Genomic DNA, 24,311 nt, shown 5'->3' on the forward strand with positions numbered 1-24,311 from the left:
AAGGTATATGATTAGTATGAAAAAGGAAACTTCTTTTAAACGGAAGCATTATCAGCCGGATAGTGTTTTGTTAACAGAGATTGTACCTACAGTACAATCTCTGTTTTCGTGATTTGGTAGGAATAATAGAAGAAAGGGGACTATCCCTGGCTCATACAACGATTATGCGTTGGGTCCATCAATATAGGCCGAAGTTAGATAAGCGAATTCGACGTCATCTCAAACGAATAACTCCTGGAGAGTAGATGAAACGTACATAAAAGTTAAAAAGACAATGGCTGTAACCTATATCGTGCTGTTGCTTCTGAAGGAAACACAAATCTAGAAACCCTGCGGCTGCAAAGCGATTCTTCAAGAAGACTTTGCGGTCTTTTTATGTTGCAAAATCTCGTGTAATCACAGTTGATAAAAATGAGCCCGGTACAATTGGACTTGTCAACATTTACTGGACACTAAGTTAGGTGAATATTATGAATAGGCTTTCTCAAATTCGATAGGAGAAAGATAATCCAAAGAAAAATGCATTCTTTTTGTATTGTAATACAACTCTATATATTTAAATATTTCTGTCCGAGCTTGTTCAGTTGTTCTAAATTTGGCACCTTGAATAAGCTCTCTTTTTATATTTTTATAAAAATATTCCATCAATGCATTATCATAAGGGTTTCCTGTTCTACTGACACTCGAAATAGCACCATACTTTTTGAGTGTGGCTTGAAAAGTACTGCTTGTATACTGAGACCCTTGGTCTATATGAATAATTAATCCTATTTTCGGATGTTCTTTCTTATATCCTTTTGAGACTCCCACGACTAAATTCACAAGCCCTACTCCTTACGGATTGACGAGTGGGATTCTTGAATGACTAAACGTTCGCAGTCCATTTCTGTTTTGAACAGACTTCGAGATGAGGGCATCTTAGGCTGATTGACCGTTACCATCCATCACAGTTGCGTAGCGAATATTCATCGCCCCAACAATATCACGATGCTTCTCAAATCCACATCGGCACTTGTATTTTCTGTCTTGTGCTTTGTTCGTTTCAGAACATTTCGGACATGTTTGACTTGTATAAGCAGGGTTCACATATTCTACCTTCATACCAACTAAATTCGCTTTGTATTCAATGAATTGTGCTAAACGATAGAATGACCAAGTGTGTAGATTTTTCTCGTTTTTACAACTTGTTCTTGCCGTCTGTCTAATATTCGTTAGTTGTTCTAAACGAATAACAGAAATGTTATTCTCGGTTGCAAAGTCAACGATTTCACGACTTACTTTGTGGTCTTGGTCTTGCATCCATCTTTGTTCTTTATCATCAAGTTGTCGAATGGCATTTAAATTCTTATTTTCATCTAACTTCTTACGAACACTACGAAACTTACGTTTCATATATTTATTTTGTCTACCATTGCCGAAGAAACGAACTTTATCATCGTCTGTGATGGCTACCGCAGGGACTTTAAGACCTAAATCTACCCCTAAAATCTTCGTGCCTGTTTTTTTATTTGTAGGAATCGTGACAGATATTTGAGCAATCCACTTATTAGATTTCTTCGTGATACGAAGTGTACCTAACTTGTGTTTTAACAAATTAAAATTGCGATTATATTTATCAGTTAATAAAGCACGAACTTTTAAGCGAGTTGATTTTCCATTTACCATGGGTGGAACTGGAATGTGCGTGAAATCAAACGAATCGTTTTGATTGTTCCATACACAAACAGGTCTCTTTAAAATCGGAATAACTTTGTATTTACGTTTTTTCACCTTTGTAGAAAACACACTTTTAGCGTCTTTAATTGCTTGGTTCTTCACTGCGCTTGGAAGGTTCGCTTCAGCCATTTCAGATACAAGTGTATGAATGACTTTGATATACTCGTAACTACTTTATTCTAATAACTGAATTTGTTCTTTTGTTGGAAGCAATTTAACTTTGACTGTGATTGTTTGTGACACAATTTTCACCCCCTCGTCTTTTGATTTTCAACATACTATTTAATTGTCTCAGTCGATACATTTCCAGCAGTAGAAACAAAATAGGAACGTGTCCATAGACTTGGCAAGTGTTGAAGATGAGGAAACTCTCCTCTCAAACACTTCGATGTCACTCCTTTAATTTTTGCCATTGTGTCAGCAGGACTAAGTGTTGGTAGTGTATGTAAGAACAAGTGAACGTGGTCTTTGTCGCATTCCATTGCGACAATAGCAACATCCATTTCTCCGCATATTTCTTGAACCAACTCTTTGAAACGTTCTTCTACTTTTGTGTTAAGAAAAATCTTTCTTCTGTATCGCGGGCAAAACACAAAATAGTAGTTAATTAATGACACAGTTGTTTTGGTTCTTCTATAATCATTTATCATCTTCACATCGTATCAGTTCGACTTTCAAACTACAACACAAAAGATACCAACATTTTAGATACTTAAAGTACCACAAACCTTTCGATTTTCAGTGGTACTCCGTATCCAACCTCACTTTCAGCTCATGCCTCAAGGCGATGGGCTTTCCCGTTCGGAAAGGGCTGTAAAGTAGAGATTTAGAATCTCGATATATAAGTAGAAACTATAAATCCTAACTTGCTTATTTTGTATAAAAAGGTGTGACTTAATTATTTTACTCTAAAATCATAATCCACTTTACGAACAAGTATTTCGCTAAATTTTGGATCATACTTCAAGTACTTTGAAGAGGAGCATGACTATTTGAATCCTATATAATCAATATCTAAATTTTATCTTTTCGACGTACTGTATTTTGAAAGAATGTGTGATTCTTTTACTTTGTAACAGAATCGAATTACGAATTTTATGAAAATTCATAACGGAATATAAAAATGCTTTATATTCCGTTATATACGTCCGAAGTCAAAGGACATAATTTAAAAGAAGAAAAGAAATAATTAAGGTAGAATTCAAATTGATATATTAATAGTTTATACAAATAAGTTCCTATCTAAGAATGTTGGTTATCTTTTTTAACCTTGGTTTTACTGAAAAATATAATGTTTGTAATTTAGCAAAAGAAAAAGTTAACACTTTTATAATACATTTTTTATTTACTGAAGTGTTACAGACTGATTTTCTTTTAAAAAAGATATCTAATTCTAGTCACAACATAAATAACTAATGATGATACAAATATTAGCGGCATCTATTTTATTCATATTGAAATAGATTTTTGTAAATTGGTGATTTGTTTCAACCCCATAAGGATTAATTTAAATCCAATTCTCAAAAACTATTATCACAGACCCACAATTATTACAGACCTTTCATTAGAGGGGGGTGAAGCTAAAAACAGATTAAATATTATATATACAAGGAGGATGTTGGTTAAATAACAACAAGCATATACATCATGTTTTTAAAACGACAATACAAATTAATAGAACTTATATATTCTGAAAAAAAATATTTTACTACAAAGGAATTAGCAAAAAAATTAGAATGTTCCACCAAAACGATTCAAAGAGATATTTTGCAAATTAAAGAATATCTACCTGAAGGTTGGAAGATTGAATTTGTAAAAAATAAGGGTGTTTTTTTAAGGAAACCTTTAAATTCATCAATAAAATGTATCCAAACTTTATGTTTTAAAAATTCCTTATTTTTCAAGACTTTGAATGCTATGCTAACCCAAAACATTCATACTGTAGAAGAACTTTCTTATAATCTGTATATACAAAATACAAAAATGCGATCAATATTAATGGATATCGATCAATATTTAAAACAACATAAATTAACATTAAAAAAAAGACCCCTACGTATCGAAGGTGATGAATTACATATTATTTTGATGTATTATGAGTTATATTTAAAAGCATATGATTATTATGAATGGCCTTTTAAAACCTTTAAACAATGCATGTTTAAAAAAATTTTACAAGAAATAGAAAGTACTTTGAGTATTAAATTTTATAAAGAAAGTAATAAAAACCTTTCTGTTTTTATCGCTTTGTATTTAATTCGAAAAGCAAAAAAATTTCACATTCCATTAGAAGAGAGATTTATAAAGAATGTAAAAAAAGAATCAACTTATGTGAAGATTGAACCTATTATAAGTCGGATTTTTAAAGACTATAATATTAAAATATGCAATGAAGATATAATAATAATTAGTATGGCTATAATAAACCACGCTGATTATTATTATGTAAAAAAAGAAATTATTAAACGGGATTATTTATCTCAAAAAGATAATCAAAGTTTATATAATAACTTACATAAACTTATTCTGTTATTAGAAGAGAAATTTCATATCCCATTACGCTATGATACAAAATTTATTTCTTCAGTGATGTGTATACTAAAACCCCATGTATACACATCAACAAAATTTATAGATAAAAGCGTCAGCAAACCTACTACAATATATATGAAAAATACTCATAACAAAACTTTTAATATTGTAACTAATATTATCTCAACATGGGTTAAAGATTTATCCCTAGAACATCATGTAAGCGAGAATTCTATTGCAGATTTAACAATGCACATTGAATCTATTAAGATGCAAAAAACTGAAATTAGAAAAAAAATAATTCTATTCCTGAATGGTGGGGAGAGTTGGGAACGATATTTAACTTCCTTTTTAAATTCTTATTTTAATAAACATTTAGAATATTTAAGTTCTCCCGAATGGAATGTATTAGAAAAATATTTAACGAATAAAAACATAGCATGTGTTATTACAGATACCACAATTATAGATACAAAGAATGTAGTTCCTATAATCTCTATTTTAGATTTTCCAACCCAAAGAGATTTGGAAGAAATCTCAAGGCTACTCTAGGAGTAATTAAATGGTTTGAAGTCTTATAAAAGAAAATTTATATATTGTGATTGATTTATTATACTATCGTAGGATTTTTTATGATGAGAAAAGTTTTTCAATCACATTCGCAGTTTTTTCTAGCGCTATACAGTGCTCTTTGTAGTATTTCCATATATTCACTGGTATGTGTTGCGAAAATTTTGAAAGTAAGCAAGATGGTTTTAATGTAGAACGAATTTGCAGCAGCGGTCGTTACAACAGGTGAAAAGTCAGATGGACATTATCTACAAGAACTGATTAAAAAAAGTAAAGTAACAGGAATGGAAGTTGAAACAGTCATCGCTGACACGGCTTATTCCGGGAAAAACAATTTACTTTATACAACAGAACAAAGCATTCAACTGATTTCTAAGTTAAATCCAATGATTGCTCAAAATGGCCGAGCAAACGGAAAAGAATTTGACTTTAATAAAGATGCAGGTTTATTTGGCATGCAAATTCAGGGAGCAACGACGATATTCACTGTCAATCTAAAAAGAACCTTGAAGCTTCTGAATGAAAAAGAGTAATAAATAGATAAAAAAACAAGGCGTTTCCTGTTCAAAATTGAACAGGAAGCGCCCTATTTTTCTCTATAATGAATTTATTTATAAAAAACGCAAGTTTTTCAGTGCCCTCGTACAATGCCGGGCTCATACCCTAGAGGCTGCCTAATGAAACGACCTGTCTAACTTTCGGGGGTCACTTCAATGAAATGGCATGACTTATTTGAAAAAGAGAGTGTGTGTTATCCATATGAATGTATATGGTTATAAACGAAGTGGGAGATTGCCAATGAACTGGTAGGTATAAGGAGCACGTATTTTCAAAAATTCATGGGTAGAGCTATTTAGATAGTAATATGCATAAGCTTCAGCAAAATATTCCTCTGGATAATAATAATAAGAACTATTAGAAAAAGAATTGTATTCACGAGCATGAATTCTTAAAAACTCTTGTGAGTAACTAATGTTTTGGAATACATATCTATCGATAGCATGAGCCGTTTCATGTATTTCAAGATTTATAGAAGTATGCATATTGCCGTAAGCACTGTATCCAATGCGAGCAACTACAGGATTTCCACCAATACCAGGAATGTAGTCCCAGGTATAACCTGTCCCTTCCCACCCTCTAGGAACTCGTCCTTTTAAATAAGAATATTCAGGCAAATAAGTAATAGGAAAATTAATGAGTTTAATACGAATATTTTTTTGGTAAAGAGCATCTAAAATTTTACTATCAATGTTGCTAATACGTTGAATCATATTAAAGGCTTCTTGCTGATTGTAATTACCGTAGGTTTGAATCATAATGAGTTGTTGAGCAATATTCATGTTAGATGAATTATACAATTCTAGAGAGTTCGGAAATATGTTTGTAAAAGAGGTGGGAGAGGCAGCCAGTGGATAGATTATATTTTCATGTGAAATGATAGGACGTTGTTCTTGAACGTTTCCATTTATTTTGGATGACATTAGACTTAATGAGCAACATACTATCACTAAGAGTATTTTTTTGAAATTCATAGTTATTCATTCCTTAAAAAAAAATAATTTCTATAATATTATATGATGAATTTCGGATATTGGTGAAAAAGTGAATTTATAGTAAATTTCATCGCAAAAATTACGAAAGTAAGGAGATCTTTTTTCAAAACACAGTACGAAGAATTCTGATTACAAAATCTAGTAAATAGACTATCTATTTTTCTAGATTTTGTAAACGGATAAACATTTCTACAAATGTGTTGACATTCATATCAAGATTTTTGCTTATTAAGTAGACTCGTGATTTATCTTTGATGTCGAAATAATTTAAAAATAAATAGGGATCCAAATTAATACAAATAGATTTTATTCAATTAACAAATAATGGCATGAAAGGGGGTGTCTTTATTCTAGAAAAAGTCACTACCATTTTTGGTAGCCAACATTACCATATACAGTGTAATCGGGTATTTACAAGATTACAATTAATGTAAAAGAAAAAAACAAATTGAGAGATAGAATATTAATATAATTCACCAAACAAAAAAGGTCTCCTATGAGCACCTTTTTCTGTTTGGTGTTTGTATTAGTTTTTAATCTTATCCTAATCTATCTAAAAACTTCTGTACTTTCTAAATAATTAAGTAGCAACATAGTTATGGGTTTGGGATAAACAAGCATTGTTGCAAAAGAAGAACATATCCGATAATTCTTTTATTAGACTTAATAACTATTTTAATATTAATAACATCTTTTTACATACTGGCAAATATATAATTCTTATCTATTATGTATTTGAGCATATGTGCAAAAAAATTATTGAGAAAGTTACATTAAATGCCATGACTTCATAAATATGCAGCTGACATATTTTGTATGGAGGGATACAAATTGTTCATTATTCGGGTGATGCTTCCAAAGCGACAAACCCATCGAAATATTTAGTTTTATCTCGAAATTCATTTTTATCAAAGGAAGCACAACGGCCTATCACCTGTATCACGTTCTCTTTTTCATATTGCGGTTCCAGATAAATGATCATAAATATATCCATATTACGATTTGGAATCCAGGGGAAAAATATTTTTTTTCCTGACCAGGCTACTAGATAAATATTTTTCAATTTCTCCCTTGTTGCTTCGTCCCCCAGATGTGGTGCAGTATCTAGATTTCTTCCTACGAAATCTGATTTTTGTTGCCGAACAGCTTGTAATAATGTTTGGTTTACATCAGTAAAAGTATATTGTTTTTCTATTTTTTTGAAAACAAAATACATACGAGAATGATGTTGCTCATACTCTTGAAACAATTCTTCTAATAAAGAACATAAACTTATTTTCATTGCTATTGTATCCTTTCTTTGTTAATTTTAGACTATAAATTTATTCTAATTTAAATGTTGAGAAAAAACAAATTGAAAAATCAGAATATTAACCCCATTAAAATACGTGTATAATTATATTTAAGCCAGTTTAGTACACATACGACCTTAAAACCGTACCTTTTCGATGTCCGTATTGAAAGTGATTTATCATACAAAGTATCTTGTTCTAATTTTACAAATATTTTTTCAACCAACTTTTCTCGATTTCGGGACACTTTTTTATGTTTATTTACATTTTAAATTTCCGACTCTCTATCTGAAGTTTATCTATTTTGGTAATGCCTTCATCACTAACTTTTTATAGCGTACTTTGTTCTCTTACAGGGCGGCTAAAACGATACGGTTCACCTTCACGATGCCACTTCATCCAAATTTTAATCTGTGTTTTATTTTTAAATTATTTAGGCCTGTAGTAAAATATCTTATGTTTATTACAATGTACACAAATAACGAACAAGCCCATACATTTCTAAAGCAAGTGTATCAATACATGACTTTGGACCTAAAATCAGATCATTTTAATCCCTAATATATACAAATTACGGATGGTACAGAGATGGAATATACAAGGTGTTAATACTCACATGAAGACTGTAAAAAATATAGTAAACACACTATCATTGTCACCTTTTTATAATTTTTTATTTAATACAAAGAAACAGACAATACTCTTAAGGTATGAGATTCATGTAATGTAGAAATAGTGATGCCATAAAAATTATAGGTTGTAATGAGCTAACTTGTTCCTTGTAGCGTAATGATAAATTTAATACTATCGGAACAATCACTATAAAAAAGAATACCTAAGTTTGCATGCATTATATGTTGTGAAGCTGAAACCTAAGCTCAGGTTTTGGCTTGTTTTTGCTAGAATACCACTTATGTTTTTATTGAATTAAGTTTACTTTCTGCAATAAAAACACTGGCATGAAGCTCAATGAAAAATGTCAGATTTGCAAAAATAATGTATGCTAACATTGTAACTGTATCCTCAGATAATTAATTCCATTTCCATTCTGCATTCTTTTTTCTCACATTTTCCACATCAGACAAATGTTTTCCAAACTGATACACTTTTCCCCCTTTCATAAATTTCGATGCAATGTTAATAGGATCCGAATAGATATTCATATCTACAGTAATGCTGTTCTTGTATATTTATAATTTAAATTCTTGTTTCTTTTGCATTAATCTCCTATTTTTCTTTATGGTAACAAGCGAAGCATAATTTGTTTATAAAACTTATTCTGGTATTTAACATAACGTGTTTTACAATGTTCAATATAAATAACCTACATATAGGTTATCTTATTTTTTGGTAACATGTATCCGGATTTTTAATTTTAAAAATTAAGAGTATGTTTACAAGAAGAGAGGCTCGATTTATTATATACACATGTATAAATTGAAAGGAGGTTTATTATGCAGGCAAAAATAGGGGACGCAATCGTATTTGAAAGAAATGGTATGGAGATTACTGGTATCGTGCTAAAAAAATATGAGCGATCCACACTAGTTGAAATTGTCACCGTTAGTGGTAGCGATTTTCCATACGATAGAACTGTTGTAAATCATAAAAAATATCGACTTTGTGTAAACAAGAATAAATAACTGAGAGACTTTTTATGTATAAAAATAAGCTAGTTTCGTTTAAAAAAATAATACTTCTCAATGGCATTGATGCTTCTTGTTTCGGGATATGAAACTCAATTACTAACCGTTATGTTTAATTATGAGGCATCGTAACACACAGTGTTAAAAAATATAAATTGGTAAGATTACTGAAGATAGATGAATCCAAAAATAATCCCTCTTCCACGGATTCAGAGCACGATCAGTAGAAATAAAGAACATAAAGTGTATATTGAATTTCACTGTACCCGCGAAAAACACTACTTCCATTTAAAACCTCCTAGAACCTGCATAAACGAATAGTAAGTAATTCGTTCACTTTTCCTATCTGAAACGTTTAAAAGCTTCTTAAAATGGAATTTGAGCATTTTAAATGAATTAATAGCAAGAATGTTTGGTTATTACAACTAATTTATTTATTCATTTTTGCTATATAAGCATTTTTTCTGATGTTCGGAATAATTATTTTGAACATCAGAAAAATTTTTCGAAAGATACATACAATAAATTAGAGAAACAGAAACACCCCTATATTGACTTGAAATACACCTAATGGTTTATATGTAGAATAAACAGTAATATTTCGTAACCCAAAGGGCATCCAAGAACCATCTTTTTGTCTTTTATATAAAGAATCAGTTGAACACGACATATATATACATTGTTTTACGTTCTATGCGGAAAATGGTATAAACAACCAAATAATTAGTTATCCTAGTAGAAAGAGGATAGGCTGTACAATCTACCTTTCCGTTTTATTTATATACTTTTATGAAAAGGACTGTTGCTGTATGTATTATGCAACTTTGATAAAGGGTACATCTTATTATACATTTGATCATCGTTTTCTGTTACACAAAGAATGTAAGATTACAAAACGTGAATATCAATATCTACGAAAAAACGATTGGTTTCAGGTACGTGAAGAATAATTAGAAAATAGATACAATAATTATATCTGTATTTTTTATAATCTACAATTCAAGTTGCTCTACAATTTCTCAGGTTTACTGGGTAGTTAGCTTTTGTTAACTGATTTGTTATATATTTTTTAATCATTTGGACAGATTAATCTTATACTTATTTGTTCATAAAACAGTTATCTAAAAATTTTAGTTCTCAGGTACATTAAAATAGCAAATCCACCTATTTTCGTGCAAAGGCTGGCGAAATCAAACATTTATTTAAAAATAATGATATGGATGTTCCCATTTTTCACATGAGTTGTATCAACTCTAACCCATCAAGGGAATCCCATTAACACGTATCGCGTCTTCTTAGTGTGAATCATTGTATTTATATATAAAAAATTTACTGCATATGACGATATACCTAAATTCAGTCATTATAGATAAATTCAGTGAAAAATTTTTAATTATATGATGAATAAAGTATGTCATACTCTTTTTTTTCTATTCTTATTTATGTATTCATAAATACTATCCATAACAAATGCCTCCTTTTTATTCCAAAACGCTTCTGCTTCTTCTAATGTACAGATTTTTGTTAATTCATCAATAGCCGTATCCTTTACTAAGAATGTAGCTACAGCACCTGTAGATTTTGAGTATTTAGCTATTACTGAATCTATAATATTATCCATTTCGAATGTAGTGTTAGTTAAACTCCCTTGAATATCTTCTTTTAACATTTCTGCTTCAGATAGTTCTCTCAGTCGAGAATTAAGCATATATTCTACATAACCAATTGGTGAATCTATATCTGCGCGGAAGCGTATATCATCTATAATTTCTAATATCAGTTCCTCATGTTTTTTCCATTTTTCTAATACTGCAGGATATACTCTACCTTTGCACCGCTCTTCAAAACGTTTAATTTTCTGTTCAAATGTATTTGGCTGTTGAAATTCACCTAATTTTTTTTCAAAATGAGCTAAACCTGTATCCTTTCTTTTTTGGCTACGTATAATAAATTTGATTTTTTGTACTCTCCTACCTAGCTTAATTTCTTCAAAATTAAAAGATATATCAGTCTTTTGATGTAACTCTTTTTGAGAAGGATTTAACACTCGTTGTTTAAAATTAGCATAATTAGGGTATACATCAATTGCATCTAAGTAATATCTTAGATTTTCGAGACTAATTGTCCGCTCTTTTATATGTTCATATTGTTTTAATAACTCATAAATTCGGATTGCGTATGTACTTTTTAATTTCACAACATTAGCCAATTTATAACTTGTAAATTTACTACTTAATTCTAATAAGAATGGTTTCAATAAAGGGTCAAAACGCAAATCAATTGTCCCTTTATTTTTATTATAAATTGCCGAAGAAAGCCAAGATAATTGAATTAACTCTTCTCCTATCTTAATTTCAATTACTTTAGACACTAATTCCTTTGTAATTTTACTTAACTCAGTATATTTTGTTGATCCACTCAAACCAAGTAAATCATGAAATTGTTTAATTGGAAATGTATATGTTTTAAAATCCCGATCACTTGGTTCAATATTACTTGCTAAGCAAAGTAGCATCTTTTGTTCCACTAGATTTAAGCGTGAGTTAGCTTCAATTAAAGTATTAGACTTCGAAACAATGTTATTCTCTTTTATTTGCAAATCCTGCTTTAGAGACATATCTAAATACGTCCTTTCTTTTCTAACTTTATTGCTACAATAACTATAACAAATATACCTATTTTGTTATAGTTAATTTTTAATAACCACTTCTGTTATGCTTAGAACCAGATTTGTTACCTTTAAAACCATTTTTGTTATATTAAAGCAACCAAATTCGTTATAGTTCAAACCACTTCTGTTATGCTTAGAACCAGATTTGTTATCTTTAAAACCATTTTTGTTATATTAAGAAGATATAAACCTGTATATACCAACGGTTTATATCTTCTTAAAACATATAAACATAAAAAACATAAAAACAATAATATATAAAACAAACAAACATATAATATTATATTTGCTTGTTTTATATATTAATAAGAAATTTAAATATAATTGTATTACTTTTGTTCTTGGGAATTTATCTTATTTATTCCTAAATCTTGAATAACCACTAAAAAATACGAACAAAAATTCCAATACATTTAAATTTTTATCCAATTCAATGATTCAAATTGCTATTTTTAAAAATCACTCTCCAATTTTCACATAATAATAGCCACATACCTTTAAGGGATCGGGTGCAAAAAATCGATTTTATTGATATACAAAACATTATACAATTAAATATATCAATAATCTCATCGAACAAGATTATTGACATGCCAAAAGATAGTATATTTTTCAAATTTTTTACCACGCTTCACGTACATTAAGAAAAGAGGAAACTCAATGATTCATGCTATATACAAACAAAAGAGAAGTCAGATTTTGGACTTCTCTTTTTCAACATACCAAGAAATATAGCAATTATTCAAAATTGCTTAAACGATAACTATCTATAGTGTATAAAACTGCTTAGTTTTTTCAAAACTTGTGACGAAATCTTCCTTTCCATCAAAGTATTAGAAAAAACAGGAACACGGACATAATTCGTTTTAGATTCCGAATATTCGAACACCCTTTCCGATTTCTCGTAAGATAACTCATTCACTGATTTTTTATACTACTTATATATAGTTTTCATTAAAATTTCTACATTCTATCTGCTTTTTATATCATATCAGTTTAGATCTTATGGTTATTTTTTATCTCTCAGAGAATCTTTTTGTACTATTTTTGTCTTAATGCACCACGTCTACGTTCATAACGTGGTCTGTGGAGTCCCATTAAATCTTCAATATCACGCATGCTGAAATTCCCCTGTTTTTTTTTCTTTTTTATGCGTTTATATTGCTTATGCTTATCACATAATTTATTTTGTAATACATTCATTTTTCCTCCTCCTTTTTGCAAAATAAGAAAATACCCTTCTCGCTTATTTTTGGTAAACTAAACCATTTTAATACATTACTAAGTACCAAACTTTTTTATATTATTGCATCTGATCAATTGTGATTCGCCATTAAACGTTTTAATTTCTGATACTTCTATATATAATTACTCAAAGTTTTTGTTAAATCTTTCTACATCTGCTGTATATTCCAGAGATGTATATTGAATTTTCTTCAGGCACCGTCAAGTATGCTGCGTAAAAACTTTTAAAAATTTTTTTATTGTTTTACTGCTTTTTGTTCTTCTTACTATACTTCTTGTATTCATGTTAATACTTGAGAAATTTGACGAGAACGTTTATATCGTCAAGAGAATCGTCTTGACACGTTAATGTTACTATTACATATATAGTAAGCTAACCATACAGATTTCTATTTGTGAACTACCCGCCACTTAACGTCCTAACGGACTGTTTGAAGGGGGGACTTCTCGGTTAGTCGTTACTTTTGGTAGCTAACGAATTCGTCCTAAGACAGCCGAGCTAACTCCCTTGTTCCAAGGGTTATTTTATTGCTATCTATGCTAACGCCAATAGGCGTATTGCTTCATTTTTGATATTGATAGCTGCGTTATAATCTCTATCGAGATTTACACCGCATATACAAGAATAGACTCGTTCAGACAATGACATATTTTTCACATTTCCACAACTGCTACATGTTTTTGTGGAAGGAAACCATTTGTCTATTTTCACAAGCTGTTTGCCTTGTTCATTTAGTTTATAAGCTAAGAAAGAAGTGAACATACCCCAAGCATTATCAGCGACGCTTTTTCCAAAATGAAGTGCTTGCGATATTCCCTTCATATTTAGATCTTCAATAGCTACAACATCAAAATGAGTAGCTAACTCTTTAGACTTATGATGAAGGAAGTTCTTACGTTGGTTTGCTACTTTTTCATGCAGCTTAGCTACACGGATACGTTGTTTATTCCAACGCCCTGAACCTTTTGTACGTCTTGATAATACTCGTTGAGCCTTTGCTAATCGGTCTAACATTTCACGATAGAACTTAGGATAATTGGCTCTCTCATCCTCAGAACTGACGTATAATTGATCCATCGCAAAGTCTAATCCAACAACTGTTTCTACTTTTTTTTGTACGATCTCTTTTTCGTATTCAGTCAAAATGGACACATAGTATTTACCAGTAGGTGTCATAGAAATCGTACATGACTTGATTATATGGCCTTGTGGTATTTCTCTATGCTGTTTGATACGTACCATTTTCAGTTTTGGCAATTTGATATGACCGTTAAGCAACATAATATTTCCGTTCACTACATTCGTTGTATAAGACTTTCTGTCTTTTTTGCTTTTGAATGTTGGGAAGTCATTTTGACCACGAAAGAAATTTTTATAGGCAGTTTGCAAGTTTAGTTGAGCATTTGCCAAAGCTAATGAATCAACTTCTTTTAACCACTCAAATTCTACTTTGTATTTCGCAGGAGTGGGAAGCTTTTGTTTCTTTAGTTGATCCTTATCATTTTTATGTTTTTCATACGCTTCTTTCCGTTCAGCTAACATTCTGTTATACACGAAACGTACACAACCGAAGGTTTTACGCATAAGATGTGCTTGGTCTTCTGTTGGATACAAACGGAATTTATATGCTTTATTCTGCTTTGTCATATCATTTCACCTCACTTTTCACTTTGATTTTCAATATATGTTTTTACTACGTCTATTGGCGAACCACCAGTAGTTAGCAAGCAAAAACTTCTTGACCAAAACATCTCTTTCCAAAGTTTCTTTTTCACTTGTGGAAAGTCTCTTTTAATAAGTCGAGAACTTGCACTTTTATAAGCATTGATGAATTTTGTCATTTCTGTATTAGGGTGTGCCTTGAACAAAATATGAACATGATCTACATCATGATTCCATTCAACTAATGTGATGTTATAGTTTTCAGATAGTCGAACAAACATATCTTTTGCATAGTCTGACATATCATCATCAAACACATTTCTTCTGTATTTCACGACCAACACAAGGTGATAATACAACAAGAATACTGAATGGTTATTACTATCTAATTTCATTTATATACCAACCTTTATCATTTATAAGACTGATGATATCAGAGGCAAAATAAAAAGGAAAACCTTTTGGCTACGCCAAACCGAAATTCATCTCCCACCTACCGTTGGGCTACGCCCTTCACACGCTTGAGGAAGGAGAATTCTTTCTGGAAATTCGTTAAACAAACGTTTGATTAATTTTGATTTAGACAAAATCAACTCAAATTCGCTGTTTTTCTTTTGCCCTCGTATGTTGTTTTAAGAGAGTATTATACAAAAATATTATAATAATATGAAATTCGTTCCATTGTTACACAAAGTTTCAAAATAACTATGTTCAATGTTTTTTCAATTCTAGTTAAAAACAATGAGGATTTCTACCGGAATTGTTTTTGAGTTTGAACAGACTGATCCCGCAAATCAATCTGTTCTTTTTTAATCATATGCATGGCTTCTACTCCTGCAAAAATACATGTAGCTGTGCGAAAAGATCTAAGTCCTAACATAAAGTGTATACGTCTTTTCATAAAACGATGGTCTTGCTCTACGATGTTATTTCGATATTTTATCTGCCTGATTGGAATGCCTAACGGGATTTTTATTAACTGTGATTACACGAGGTTTTGCAACATAAAAAGACCGCAAAGCTTTCTTGAAGAATCACTTTGCAGCTGTATGGTTTCTAGATTTACTGAGATAAAAATCAATCGTGCTCCCTTCAAAATCAACGGCACGATATAGGTACATCCATTGTCTTTTTACTTTTATGTACGTTTCATCTACTCTCCAGAAGTCATTCGTTTGTTTGAGATGACGTCGAATTCGCTTATCTAACTTCGGCCCATATTGATGGACCCAACGCACAGTTAACAAAATAACATCCGAATAATAGCGCTTCCATTTGAATGAAGTCTCCTTTTTCATACTAATCACACACCTTTTTAAGAATACTAGCATCAGTATGTCCAAGGTTAAGAGAGTATTTACAAGTGTTCTGAAGTTTTTGCACTAGAGCCCTTATTACGGTTTAGCTACCTCATATGTAGAACTTTCTCAATATTTGTCGGCGATGATATATGGTAAAAGAATTGTGGACATAAAACCCTTTCCGTTGTTTATAAATAATAAACGAAAAACAGGAACGCTTTCGTAATGATTGCGTTTTTTCTTTTTGTATAAAATATGTTAGTCGAATTGAATATAGTATATTTCCGTCAGGTTTATATTCATAAACTTCGCAATTAGACTTAGATTCAAATTAAAGACAAGTGGTATTATCTTTGACTTTAACCTAAGCCTCATCTACACACCATATTAAATATTCTCTTTAAAGGAGAACAGAGCTTCACTTTCTATCTAGCTAATTCGTTTCTTTCTCAGTCACGAAAAATTGGATTGCTTGTAATAAAAACTCTTCCTGTCCCATACCAGCATCTGTGGCCATTTGCACTATTTTTTGTTTAAATTCATAATCTGCATGAAAAGTTAATGGCTCTACATTACTTTTAAAGTAAATGCCTTCTACATGTGGAAGTATTGAACCAGATTTCATATGAGAATGTAAATATTTTATCTCTTCTTGAAATTGCAATGGATTTACTTGTAAAATAAAGGGTTTAATTTCTAATTTGATGGTATCTTGTGTAATCGTCAATCGCATATTTGTGACACCAAGTTTTTTATAAAATAAGTTTATTAGATTGTAAGTGATAGAATTAAATAATTGAGGTTTTTTAAATGAAAAAGATAAATATCCTCGTTTTGTAATCACTGGTTGTTTTTTGAACGGTTCAAAGGAATAATTATGTTCTTTATAAGTAGATAGTGGGAAAATCTCTTCATCCTCTGTAAGAATCTTTCCATCTGCTCCATTTAGCTCTATTACCCTAGCTGTTTTTCCGGTATGTTGATGTGTTAATAATTGATATAAACATATCTCTTCATCGTAGATCTTGGTAATGAATGTTTTTCGCTCTTTTGTTTTAGTTTTTTCATAATCAAGCATAAAAATTTCTAATTCTTCTTCATCGATAAGATATACTTGTTTTCCTCGTTTTTCTACCATTGTAGCGGGTAATTTTCCAGATTTGATGTATGTAAAGATAGTAGATGGTGCTACATTAAGAATTTCAGCTGCTTCTTTTGTACTTAGTCCATTAACTTCTTCTTTTTCCATTAATTTTTCAATATCTTCTAAATAGAAAATTTTGCTGCCGAATTGTTTCCAGTTATCTTTGTATACACATTCTATTAATCCTTCTTTTTCTTTCTTTAATATGGTCTGTACGGTTACTCCCATTAAATCAGCCGCTTCTTTTGTAGTAACAGTAGGCTTTGTAATAAATAGTAAATCCTGTGTCATAAAATTATACCTCCGAATTCCGACTAATTTATAAACTCTACATAGTATCATATCAGATTTTTATGTACATATAAAATTTGATTTAAATTCTAATAAAAATCGAAGTTAATAGTAAATTCAATAATAGTAAAAAATGATATTTATATATACATTGATTGTTATTATAATGTAAGAGTTTTATTTGAGTTAAATAAGTTGAAATATATATCTAACTACACGTATAATTAATAAAAAATTATAAAAAAATATATGTATGTTTAGATAGAGAAGAATATATTATTCTTATAGAAAGAGTAATGTTTTTAATTTGTACAATTGTTACAAAGGAAATGAAAGGTATAGTATACTTAATAAGTAGATATAGTTTAATAATATTTGCAAAAAGTGGTGAATGAAAATTATGGATAGTAAAAGTAAAAACGAAGTTTTACCTATTACAAATTATAAAAAAGGATTTATAAATACATATTTAGAGGATATGAATGGTGTTGTGTTATTCCTACATAACAATCGTTATATGGATGCTGTAGAACAAAAGATGGAGAAAGCAGAAAAAGAGGGGAAAAGAAAATATGATTTTCTAAATGATCTTGAAGTGATCTATCATTTTGTCCATTTACAGAAAGATATGGATGAGAAGAAAAATAGGAAAGAGCATACGAAAAAGAGTTATGTTTCTGAAATTTTGTCATTTTGTCAATGCATGGTGCAGAACGCGGAAGAATTTGAATTAAATGGGGAAGACGTACAGCGTTATGAATCTTTATTGAAAGTATTACAGCCTTGGCATATACGTAAGTATAGTAACTGGTTAAAAAGTGTAAAGAATGGCAGGGGAAATTCAAGCTATAGCGTTGCAACGCTTGCGAAAAAAACAGTATTAATTCGTTCATTTTTAAAACATCTTCACCTATTTGGCTATGTTGATCAGCCACTTCATGAGGAACTACAGCGCGCAAATGTAAATGAAAAAGATAGACCTAATCGTGATTTGTCATATGATGAGGTAATAAAAATTTTAGATTTTTATAAAGTACGAGGACATTTAGTAAACTATACAATTTTACTTGCATTAGCTAGTACTGGAGCACGTATTCAGGAATTGTGTCGGACAAGAGTAAAAGATTTATACTATGACGGAAAGTACTGGTTAAAAGTTATAGGAAAAGGTGGAAAGGTACGTGAACTTTTCATTTCAGAACATTTGTATCAGTGTATCTGTGAAATGAGAAGGAAAAGAGGGTTTCAAACCATATTAGATCAAGGAGCTGAGGATCCTTTATTTGTAAATCAAAGAGGGGATTTTTATAATCCTAAAACGCTATCTAATCAGGTAACAGATATGATAAAGAAGACAAACTTAGAGTTTCTACAATATCGTGAAAATCCAGTAACCGCTCATACATTTAGGCATGCATTTGCAATTATGGCTGTGGAACAAGGAAACGCTGATTTATACCATTTAATGCAAACTCTTGGTCATGAAAATATTCAAACTACAAAGATTTATTTAGAGAAATATATGAAGCGTCAAAATAATGTAGGAATGATTTTTGCAGAGCTGTTGAAGTGAACAGAAACTAGCTTCTTTTTCGCTAGAAGGATCTTGAACATCTAAAGTAACCTAGTTAACCAAATAAGTAATTTCATTCTGTTCTTTTTACATAGTAACCAGAAGAAAGATGAAATCAGTTTAGGCGGTTCTCTAGACGTAAAAAAGAACCGATTCGACCAGGAATTAGATACAATGAAACAAGGCCCCTTCCAAAAGAAGAGGCCTTGTTTCGAACCACCTATCCCGATACGAAAACAAAGACTTTATAATAGTCAGACAGGTGGTTCGTTTCCTGAACAGGACAAAGTAAACCATTTTACATGTACATCTTAAATATATCATAGAATTTTGGTCAATAGAACAATTATCACACCTTTTTTAGGAAGAGAGTTTATTAGGATGAAAAAGGTGTGTGATCTGCCTGTTCAAAATCATCTGTATTCACCAACTGTTTGAATTAACGGTATAAAAAATATCCCCGTAGGAATCCTCACGTGTGGTTTTCGGTATCATTTATTTACATCATAACTTTATTTTAGGAATACATGCAGCCAGTTAATATAAAAATAGTTGCCTTACGAATGACTTTTCTTGCAACCACATCCTCTTTTTTTGTTTTAGATTGGAGAGTTTGTCAGTATGCATGATAAGAAAAGGGCAAGTAGTCTACAAACATCCTTGCCCTTTATTTTCCTTCTATTTACATTTCCGTCATTTCAATCAGTTCAATGCTATCAATTGTCAATCCACCATCTTCAGATGTAATTTCAATTTCAATCTCTGCCGTTTCAAATGTCAAATAGGATAGTTCTTGTTTTTGCATGTTTTTTTGAGAAAATACCATCGTTTCTACCTGTTCTCCTGTTGTTCCATGTTGGAGGGTAATTTTCCCTTTTCCTTTTCCGCGTACGCGAAGTGTATATTCTGTATCTTCATCAAAATTTGTAATTTGAACGTTTTGTGCGGCACTAGAATCCCAATGCGGAAGGAATAAGGCTTTATTTTCTCCTGATACCAATTGAACTGTTGCGCCTCCCTCTACCGTCCAATTCATTACTCCATTCGTAAAGCTACCATTGTGAATGAGATTTTGACTCTCTAACAGATTCATTGCGCGAGTCAGTGCTTGTTGCATTTGCTCGGTAATCGAACGATGTTCTCCTTCACGATCTGTCATAAACCAATGTCTTTGTTTTGGTAAATCTGGTATTGTAATCGCATGAATGTCCGCTTCTACGATATGCGGTCGAACCAAACCATTCCAATCGTTATTCACATATAAAGCGTTGATTTGATTGATAACGGGTTGCAGTTTTGCTGTTACATCTGCACGTTCTTGCTCCCATTCTTTTTTCCATTTCGTCTCTACTTTCTGCACTTTTCGTATTTCACTCGCTGTTAGCGGACGTTCTTCTCGTATTTCGAGATTCCCAATGCGAGCCAATCCGAGGGTGTTTGCCGCTGTTTCTCCGATACGAAGACCCAATGAAATCCCGAGGTTCGCTTCGGTTTGTAAGGCACCGACATCGATGTTGTAGTGGAAGAAATGCGAATCCGGTGTCTCACCGTTACACGAAGAAGCTGTTCCTGGCCGGCAACAGTTTGGCGTTGGTTCCGACGTAATCGGATGCGCCTCTTCATACGGAACATGCAGAGTTTTTTCGATTTCTTTTCCATAACGGGAGACCACAACCTCTAACGGATCTCCTTGTGCCACAAATCCAGAAACAGTATACCGTGTATATGCTTTTAATTTGGCTTCGTCAATTTTTTGATACGCATACGAAGGAGAAAATGTAGTGGGTGGTGGAAGTAAGAGGTGTTCCCCTTTAAATAAATCCCCATCTTCTCTTCGGATTACCTTTTTTCCAAGTTTCCATGCATCCAGTGTATCGAAACTTCCTCCTATGAGTAAATTTCGTGCTTTACTGAGTTGTTTCGCTGTATTGACTACTTTTCGTAATGCCTTTTTCTCTTTTCCAAACACCTCATCGGATAAAGCATCTACTTTCAGCACGACTTGGTCAATCCAGTAATCATTTATTTCGTGAGATAAGGCGGTTTGATCTTGAGTTGCGAATAAATCCTGGACTTGTTTGGTGATTTGATTTAGATCTGTTGGTTCCATGAGAGATTTAGAAATAGCGCTAGATGTTCCGTACGTCCCAATAATATCCGCATCGTATTCGAGGCCAGGACCGCCAACACGAAACGAAATCGTATCAAAATCTAGACCATTTAGAACCAGTGGTCTCCACGAATCATCCGACCATTTCACTGTGGCTCCGTTTTTTAAAAGAAATATCCTTGATGGTACGGCGCCTGTTGGCGGCGCTTGTAACTCAGCAAAGTTGCCACTACCATCACCATTACCCTTAATATATACCTCCGGCAAGTCCTGAGTAAAGCGAACTGTTTGATTTACAGTATAAATAAGAGGAGTTAATAAAGAATCAAAACTCAATGCCCCTTCAAATTCAATTATAGGTGTACCAGATAGTGATGTCACCTGCAAATCTATGCGGTCGAATCCCGTTGGGACTTGTTTTGTGATTGAGTAATATGCAGGGAGAGTTACTGTATCTGCTATAGATCCCTTCAGATAAAATTGGCATTCGACTTCAATGATATCCGATTCATTTTCTGGTACATAGAATAGGTTAGCTGTATTGTAAGCCCTCATCGGATCTATATCAATCGTGATGGGACTTGCAGTGGATAACGTAATTTTTTGACGTGTAATAGGCAGGGTGCTATCCAACGTAAGGCGGGCCAGGATATCTACAACCGTCCCATTTGGATTAGAAGTGGTTACCTCTATGCGATCAAATCCCGTTGGGACTTGTTTTGAGAGAGAGGTGTTGGCTGTTGGTATAGCTGTATCGACAAGAAATCCTTTTTTATAAAATTGAAATGTTATATTGTTTAATGATGATACCAGTTGGATAGTATTATAAATCGTCTCTCCGTCATAAATTGTAATTGGCGGTTGGTTATTCGATATTGTAATCTCTTTTGCTATAAACGTACCGGTTTGTGCGGTATCAGAAGCTACAGGAATAAACTCCAAGCGATCTAAGAAAATGTCGGACGTCCCTTTATTCGTTAGCTGGATATGATCAATTGTCATACTAAATGTCCCCATATCCAAAGTATCTGTGATCAATTGATTCCGATAGTAACCATTTTTTCCTGGAAAGTCATTGCTATTTGTGGCAGAAAAGGAAACTGTGTCAGAAAACACAGAATTACCTGTACCTGTCTCTATGTTTACTAACATAGAGACATTCGTGTTACATGCATAATTCACACGCATCGTATACTGACCTTCTATGATATTGAAAATGGGGACTGTAATTGTTTGACCAGGCGGAAGCTGTACCACATTCGACCCTGTCGTCCATTCTGGGACAACCCATCCTTGCTGTTCCCCAAATGATTCCAATGGAATGCCGATGACGGACAGATTTCCAGACGAATCCGGTGCAAGAAAGCCTAATGTGGGCGGATCTAACGGATCTAACACTGTGACATATCCCCCAAAAGGAGTAGCTGGCTTGGATGAATCGTAAAGGGGATACAGCGTTCGAATTTTATAGCCGCTTGTCGCACGAAGCCAAGGCATAAAATCTGCCGGAAGATCGATTCGTGACCACGTCGTCAGTCGTTTAGAATCTGTTAGAAATTGGAAGCCAAATATAGAATCGGAAGAACAGAGATCATACTTTGGATGGCCATTCGAGTCAAAACGAACCGCAGCGGCTGCTCCAAATCCAATTAGGGGATCAAAGTTGTCAATAGGTGGAAGCGAATACCGGTATCCACTTTCCTTTCCCCACTTTCGAACCGTTCCATTTCTATCTACCATTTGTAGGAATACAGGAGAACCGTACGTTTTGTCTGTGGATGTATCGCTCTCTATAGTAACAAGTTCCGGATCTTTTCGTATGACGCCGCTATCCGAAATAGGAAAATCAAAATCACTTGGAAATGAGGAAGGCATACAATATCCTGGTAAAATGGGCGAAACGAATTGATGGTTAGTCGGTATATTTGTAGTAAGACCATATGGGTAAAGATCCGGATCAAATGTGGGGAACAATCTCGCCTTATCTAACGCATTAATTGTAAGGAATTGTATATATTGTTTTTGTTGTGAAAACGTTGCGGTATTGGAAGGTTTTAAATCATCGCCCCCTAATAAAGATAACCCTTGTGTAAATCCTGCGTAGGCTTCTTGCGCATAGAGCTGAATGAATTTTTTGAGTGTGGCTTTTTTCGTCCCAATTACCTCTGCGTTATAGTGTTCAGGATCCCATGTAGAACCGTGCATAATCATATCTTTGTATAACTGCAAATGCATGGTAGCAAAACCACAAAAATAGGGCAGGCCTATCATAGCTTGTGCGGGATCCGTATAGAGTAAACTCGGCAAACGATCTGCCAAAATAGTATCCACGTTGTTGACAGCACTCATGAATTCTTGACGCATCTGAGACGTAATATGTTGGAATCCACCATATACATTCTGAATCTGCTCCATCGCCGTTTGATACGGGATGAGAGTAGCTCGTATGCCCGATACTTCCGCATTCATATGATCAAGTTCATCGGTAGTTAATGCTCTGCCAAGTGCATCTGCGATGAGAGGATTCAGCGCTTGAAACACATTACTTTGTACGTCACGCGTTGCAGGTATTTGGTTCAGTCCTGAAAAATATAACCCAACTAAAGGGGAGAAAAGACCGGTTTCAGGTGTAGACATAGGCGCTAATCGTAAGGTACTGTCTACAAATGAGACATAGTCAATGGTTCCACTTGAAATATTTTGAAAAATCGTGTCGATGGCCTGTTGATATGTCCCTTGTTCGATGCCCGTTTTTAAGTTTTGTAAGAGGGATTCAGACGTAGCATCCTCCGTCTCTAATCGTGCAGCCTGGAATTCAGCATCAGAACGGGGATATAAGTCTTCTATTCTTGTCATGTAAATCACCAACCTTTTTCGTAATAAAAAACAAATTCTAGATAATATATGCCCCTTTTTTGAGTCTGAAACATATAAAATTTGTGCGTTTGGGTTTTGTTTCTTATTTTTTAAATAAATGCAGCCACATCCGTTTTTTAGCTCTGGT

Annotated in this window: 15 protein-coding genes and 4 pseudogenes; 6 read left to right on the top strand and 13 right to left on the bottom strand. The window is 32.6% G+C overall.

What is annotated here, in order from left to right:
• Nucleotides 1-16: 16 nt before the first annotated feature.
• Nucleotides 17-413: pseudogene (locus tag PSR14_RS30135) on the top strand (IS6 family transposase); the annotation flags it as partial.
• A gap of 55 nt (nucleotides 414-468) precedes the next feature.
• Here the strand turns inward: PSR14_RS30135 and PSR14_RS30140 are convergent.
• The 3 genes and pseudogenes from PSR14_RS30140 to tnpA (PSR14_RS30150) all read right to left on the bottom strand — a co-directional run.
• Nucleotides 469-786: pseudogene (locus PSR14_RS30140) on the bottom strand (IS3 family transposase); the annotation flags it as partial.
• Nucleotides 787-918: 132 nt separating this feature from the next.
• Complete coding sequence (locus PSR14_RS30145; RefSeq protein ID WP_392355894.1) at nucleotides 919-1,845, bottom strand: RNA-guided endonuclease TnpB family protein; 927 nt, start codon at nucleotides 1,843-1,845, stop codon at nucleotides 919-921.
• Nucleotides 1,846-1,994: 149 nt separating this feature from the next.
• Complete coding sequence (gene tnpA, locus PSR14_RS30150) at nucleotides 1,995-2,366, bottom strand: IS200/IS605 family transposase (protein ID WP_392355895.1); 372 nt, start codon at nucleotides 2,364-2,366, stop codon at nucleotides 1,995-1,997.
• 997 nt (nucleotides 2,367-3,363) lie between these two features.
• Between tnpA (PSR14_RS30150) and PSR14_RS30155 the strand changes: the two genes are divergently transcribed.
• Both PSR14_RS30155 and PSR14_RS30160 read left to right on the top strand, forming a co-directional pair.
• Nucleotides 3,364-4,800 carry a helix-turn-helix domain-containing protein gene (locus tag PSR14_RS30155; RefSeq protein WP_262727123.1) on the top strand — a complete coding sequence of 479 codons (1,437 nt, stop codon included), beginning with the start codon at nucleotides 3,364-3,366 and terminating at the stop codon, nucleotides 4,798-4,800.
• Nucleotides 4,801-5,024: 224 nt separating this feature from the next.
• A pseudogene (locus tag PSR14_RS30160) lies at nucleotides 5,025-5,351 on the top strand (hypothetical protein); the annotation flags it as partial.
• A 240-nt stretch (nucleotides 5,352-5,591) separates the two neighbouring features.
• On the opposite strand, the gene PSR14_RS30165 reads toward PSR14_RS30160, so the two are convergent.
• Together PSR14_RS30165 and PSR14_RS30170 are read right to left on the bottom strand one after the other, a co-directional pair.
• Nucleotides 5,592-6,350, bottom strand: a complete 759-nt coding sequence (locus PSR14_RS30165; RefSeq protein WP_270792787.1) for an anthrax toxin lethal factor-related metalloendopeptidase — start codon at nucleotides 6,348-6,350, stop codon at nucleotides 5,592-5,594.
• 859 nt (nucleotides 6,351-7,209) lie between these two features.
• Nucleotides 7,210-7,653, bottom strand: a complete 444-nt coding sequence (locus tag PSR14_RS30170) for a hypothetical protein (protein WP_098213856.1) — start codon at nucleotides 7,651-7,653, stop codon at nucleotides 7,210-7,212.
• A gap of 1,464 nt (nucleotides 7,654-9,117) precedes the next feature.
• On the opposite strand from PSR14_RS30170, the gene PSR14_RS30175 reads away from it, so the two are divergent.
• On the top strand, nucleotides 9,118-9,306 hold the full coding sequence (locus PSR14_RS30175; protein WP_098213857.1) for a DUF2187 family protein: 189 nt from the start codon (nucleotides 9,118-9,120) through the stop codon (nucleotides 9,304-9,306).
• Between the two features lie 144 nt (nucleotides 9,307-9,450).
• On the opposite strand, the gene PSR14_RS30180 is transcribed toward PSR14_RS30175, so the two are convergent.
• Nucleotides 9,451-9,597, bottom strand: coding sequence for a hypothetical protein (locus tag PSR14_RS30180; protein WP_262727121.1), 147 nt, complete (start codon nucleotides 9,595-9,597; stop codon nucleotides 9,451-9,453).
• Between the two features lie 521 nt (nucleotides 9,598-10,118).
• On the opposite strand from PSR14_RS30180, the gene PSR14_RS30185 reads away from it, so the two are divergent.
• On the top strand, nucleotides 10,119-10,259 hold the full coding sequence (locus tag PSR14_RS30185; RefSeq protein WP_262727120.1) for a YqbF domain-containing protein: 141 nt from the start codon (nucleotides 10,119-10,121) through the stop codon (nucleotides 10,257-10,259).
• Nucleotides 10,260-10,723: 464 nt separating this feature from the next.
• Here the strand turns inward: PSR14_RS30185 and PSR14_RS30190 are convergent, their stop codons facing one another.
• From PSR14_RS30190 to PSR14_RS30215, 6 genes and pseudogenes are all read right to left on the bottom strand, one after another.
• Nucleotides 10,724-11,926: a replication initiation protein gene (locus PSR14_RS30190; protein WP_098213859.1), complete on the bottom strand. Its 1,203-nt coding sequence runs from the start codon at nucleotides 11,924-11,926 to the stop codon at nucleotides 10,724-10,726.
• 1,095 nt (nucleotides 11,927-13,021) lie between these two features.
• On the bottom strand, nucleotides 13,022-13,183 hold the full coding sequence (locus tag PSR14_RS30195) for a hypothetical protein (protein ID WP_098213860.1): 162 nt from the start codon (nucleotides 13,181-13,183) through the stop codon (nucleotides 13,022-13,024).
• Between the two features lie 577 nt (nucleotides 13,184-13,760).
• A complete protein-coding gene (locus PSR14_RS30200; protein ID WP_392355896.1) occupies nucleotides 13,761-14,873 on the bottom strand; it encodes an RNA-guided endonuclease TnpB family protein in 1,113 nt (370 codons plus the stop codon).
• A gap of 11 nt (nucleotides 14,874-14,884) precedes the next feature.
• Nucleotides 14,885-15,283: an IS200/IS605-like element ISBth16 family transposase gene (tnpA, locus tag PSR14_RS30205; RefSeq protein ID WP_000762752.1), complete on the bottom strand. Its 399-nt coding sequence runs from the start codon at nucleotides 15,281-15,283 to the stop codon at nucleotides 14,885-14,887.
• Nucleotides 15,284-15,639: 356 nt separating this feature from the next.
• Nucleotides 15,640-16,186, bottom strand: a pseudogene (locus PSR14_RS30210) (IS6 family transposase).
• Nucleotides 16,187-16,622: 436 nt separating this feature from the next.
• A complete protein-coding gene (locus tag PSR14_RS30215) occupies nucleotides 16,623-17,624 on the bottom strand; it encodes a helix-turn-helix domain-containing protein (protein WP_392355897.1) in 1,002 nt (333 codons plus the stop codon).
• Nucleotides 17,625-18,024: 400 nt separating this feature from the next.
• Between PSR14_RS30215 and PSR14_RS30220 the strand changes: the two genes are divergently transcribed.
• Nucleotides 18,025-19,197 (top strand): tyrosine-type recombinase/integrase, encoded by a 1,173-nt coding sequence (locus PSR14_RS30220; protein WP_392355919.1) that lies wholly within the window; start codon nucleotides 18,025-18,027, stop codon nucleotides 19,195-19,197.
• Nucleotides 19,198-19,879: 682 nt separating this feature from the next.
• Here the strand turns inward: PSR14_RS30220 and PSR14_RS30225 are convergent.
• Nucleotides 19,880-24,163, bottom strand: coding sequence for an insecticidal delta-endotoxin Cry8Ea1 family protein (locus PSR14_RS30225; RefSeq protein ID WP_392355898.1), 4,284 nt, complete (start codon nucleotides 24,161-24,163; stop codon nucleotides 19,880-19,882).
• Nucleotides 24,164-24,311: the final 148 nt, after the last annotated feature.

Origin of the sequence: Bacillus sp. A01H (assembly GCF_045277205.1) — a bacterium.
Taxonomy (GTDB): Bacteria; Bacillota; Bacilli; order Bacillales; family Bacillaceae_G; genus Bacillus_A; species Bacillus_A paranthracis.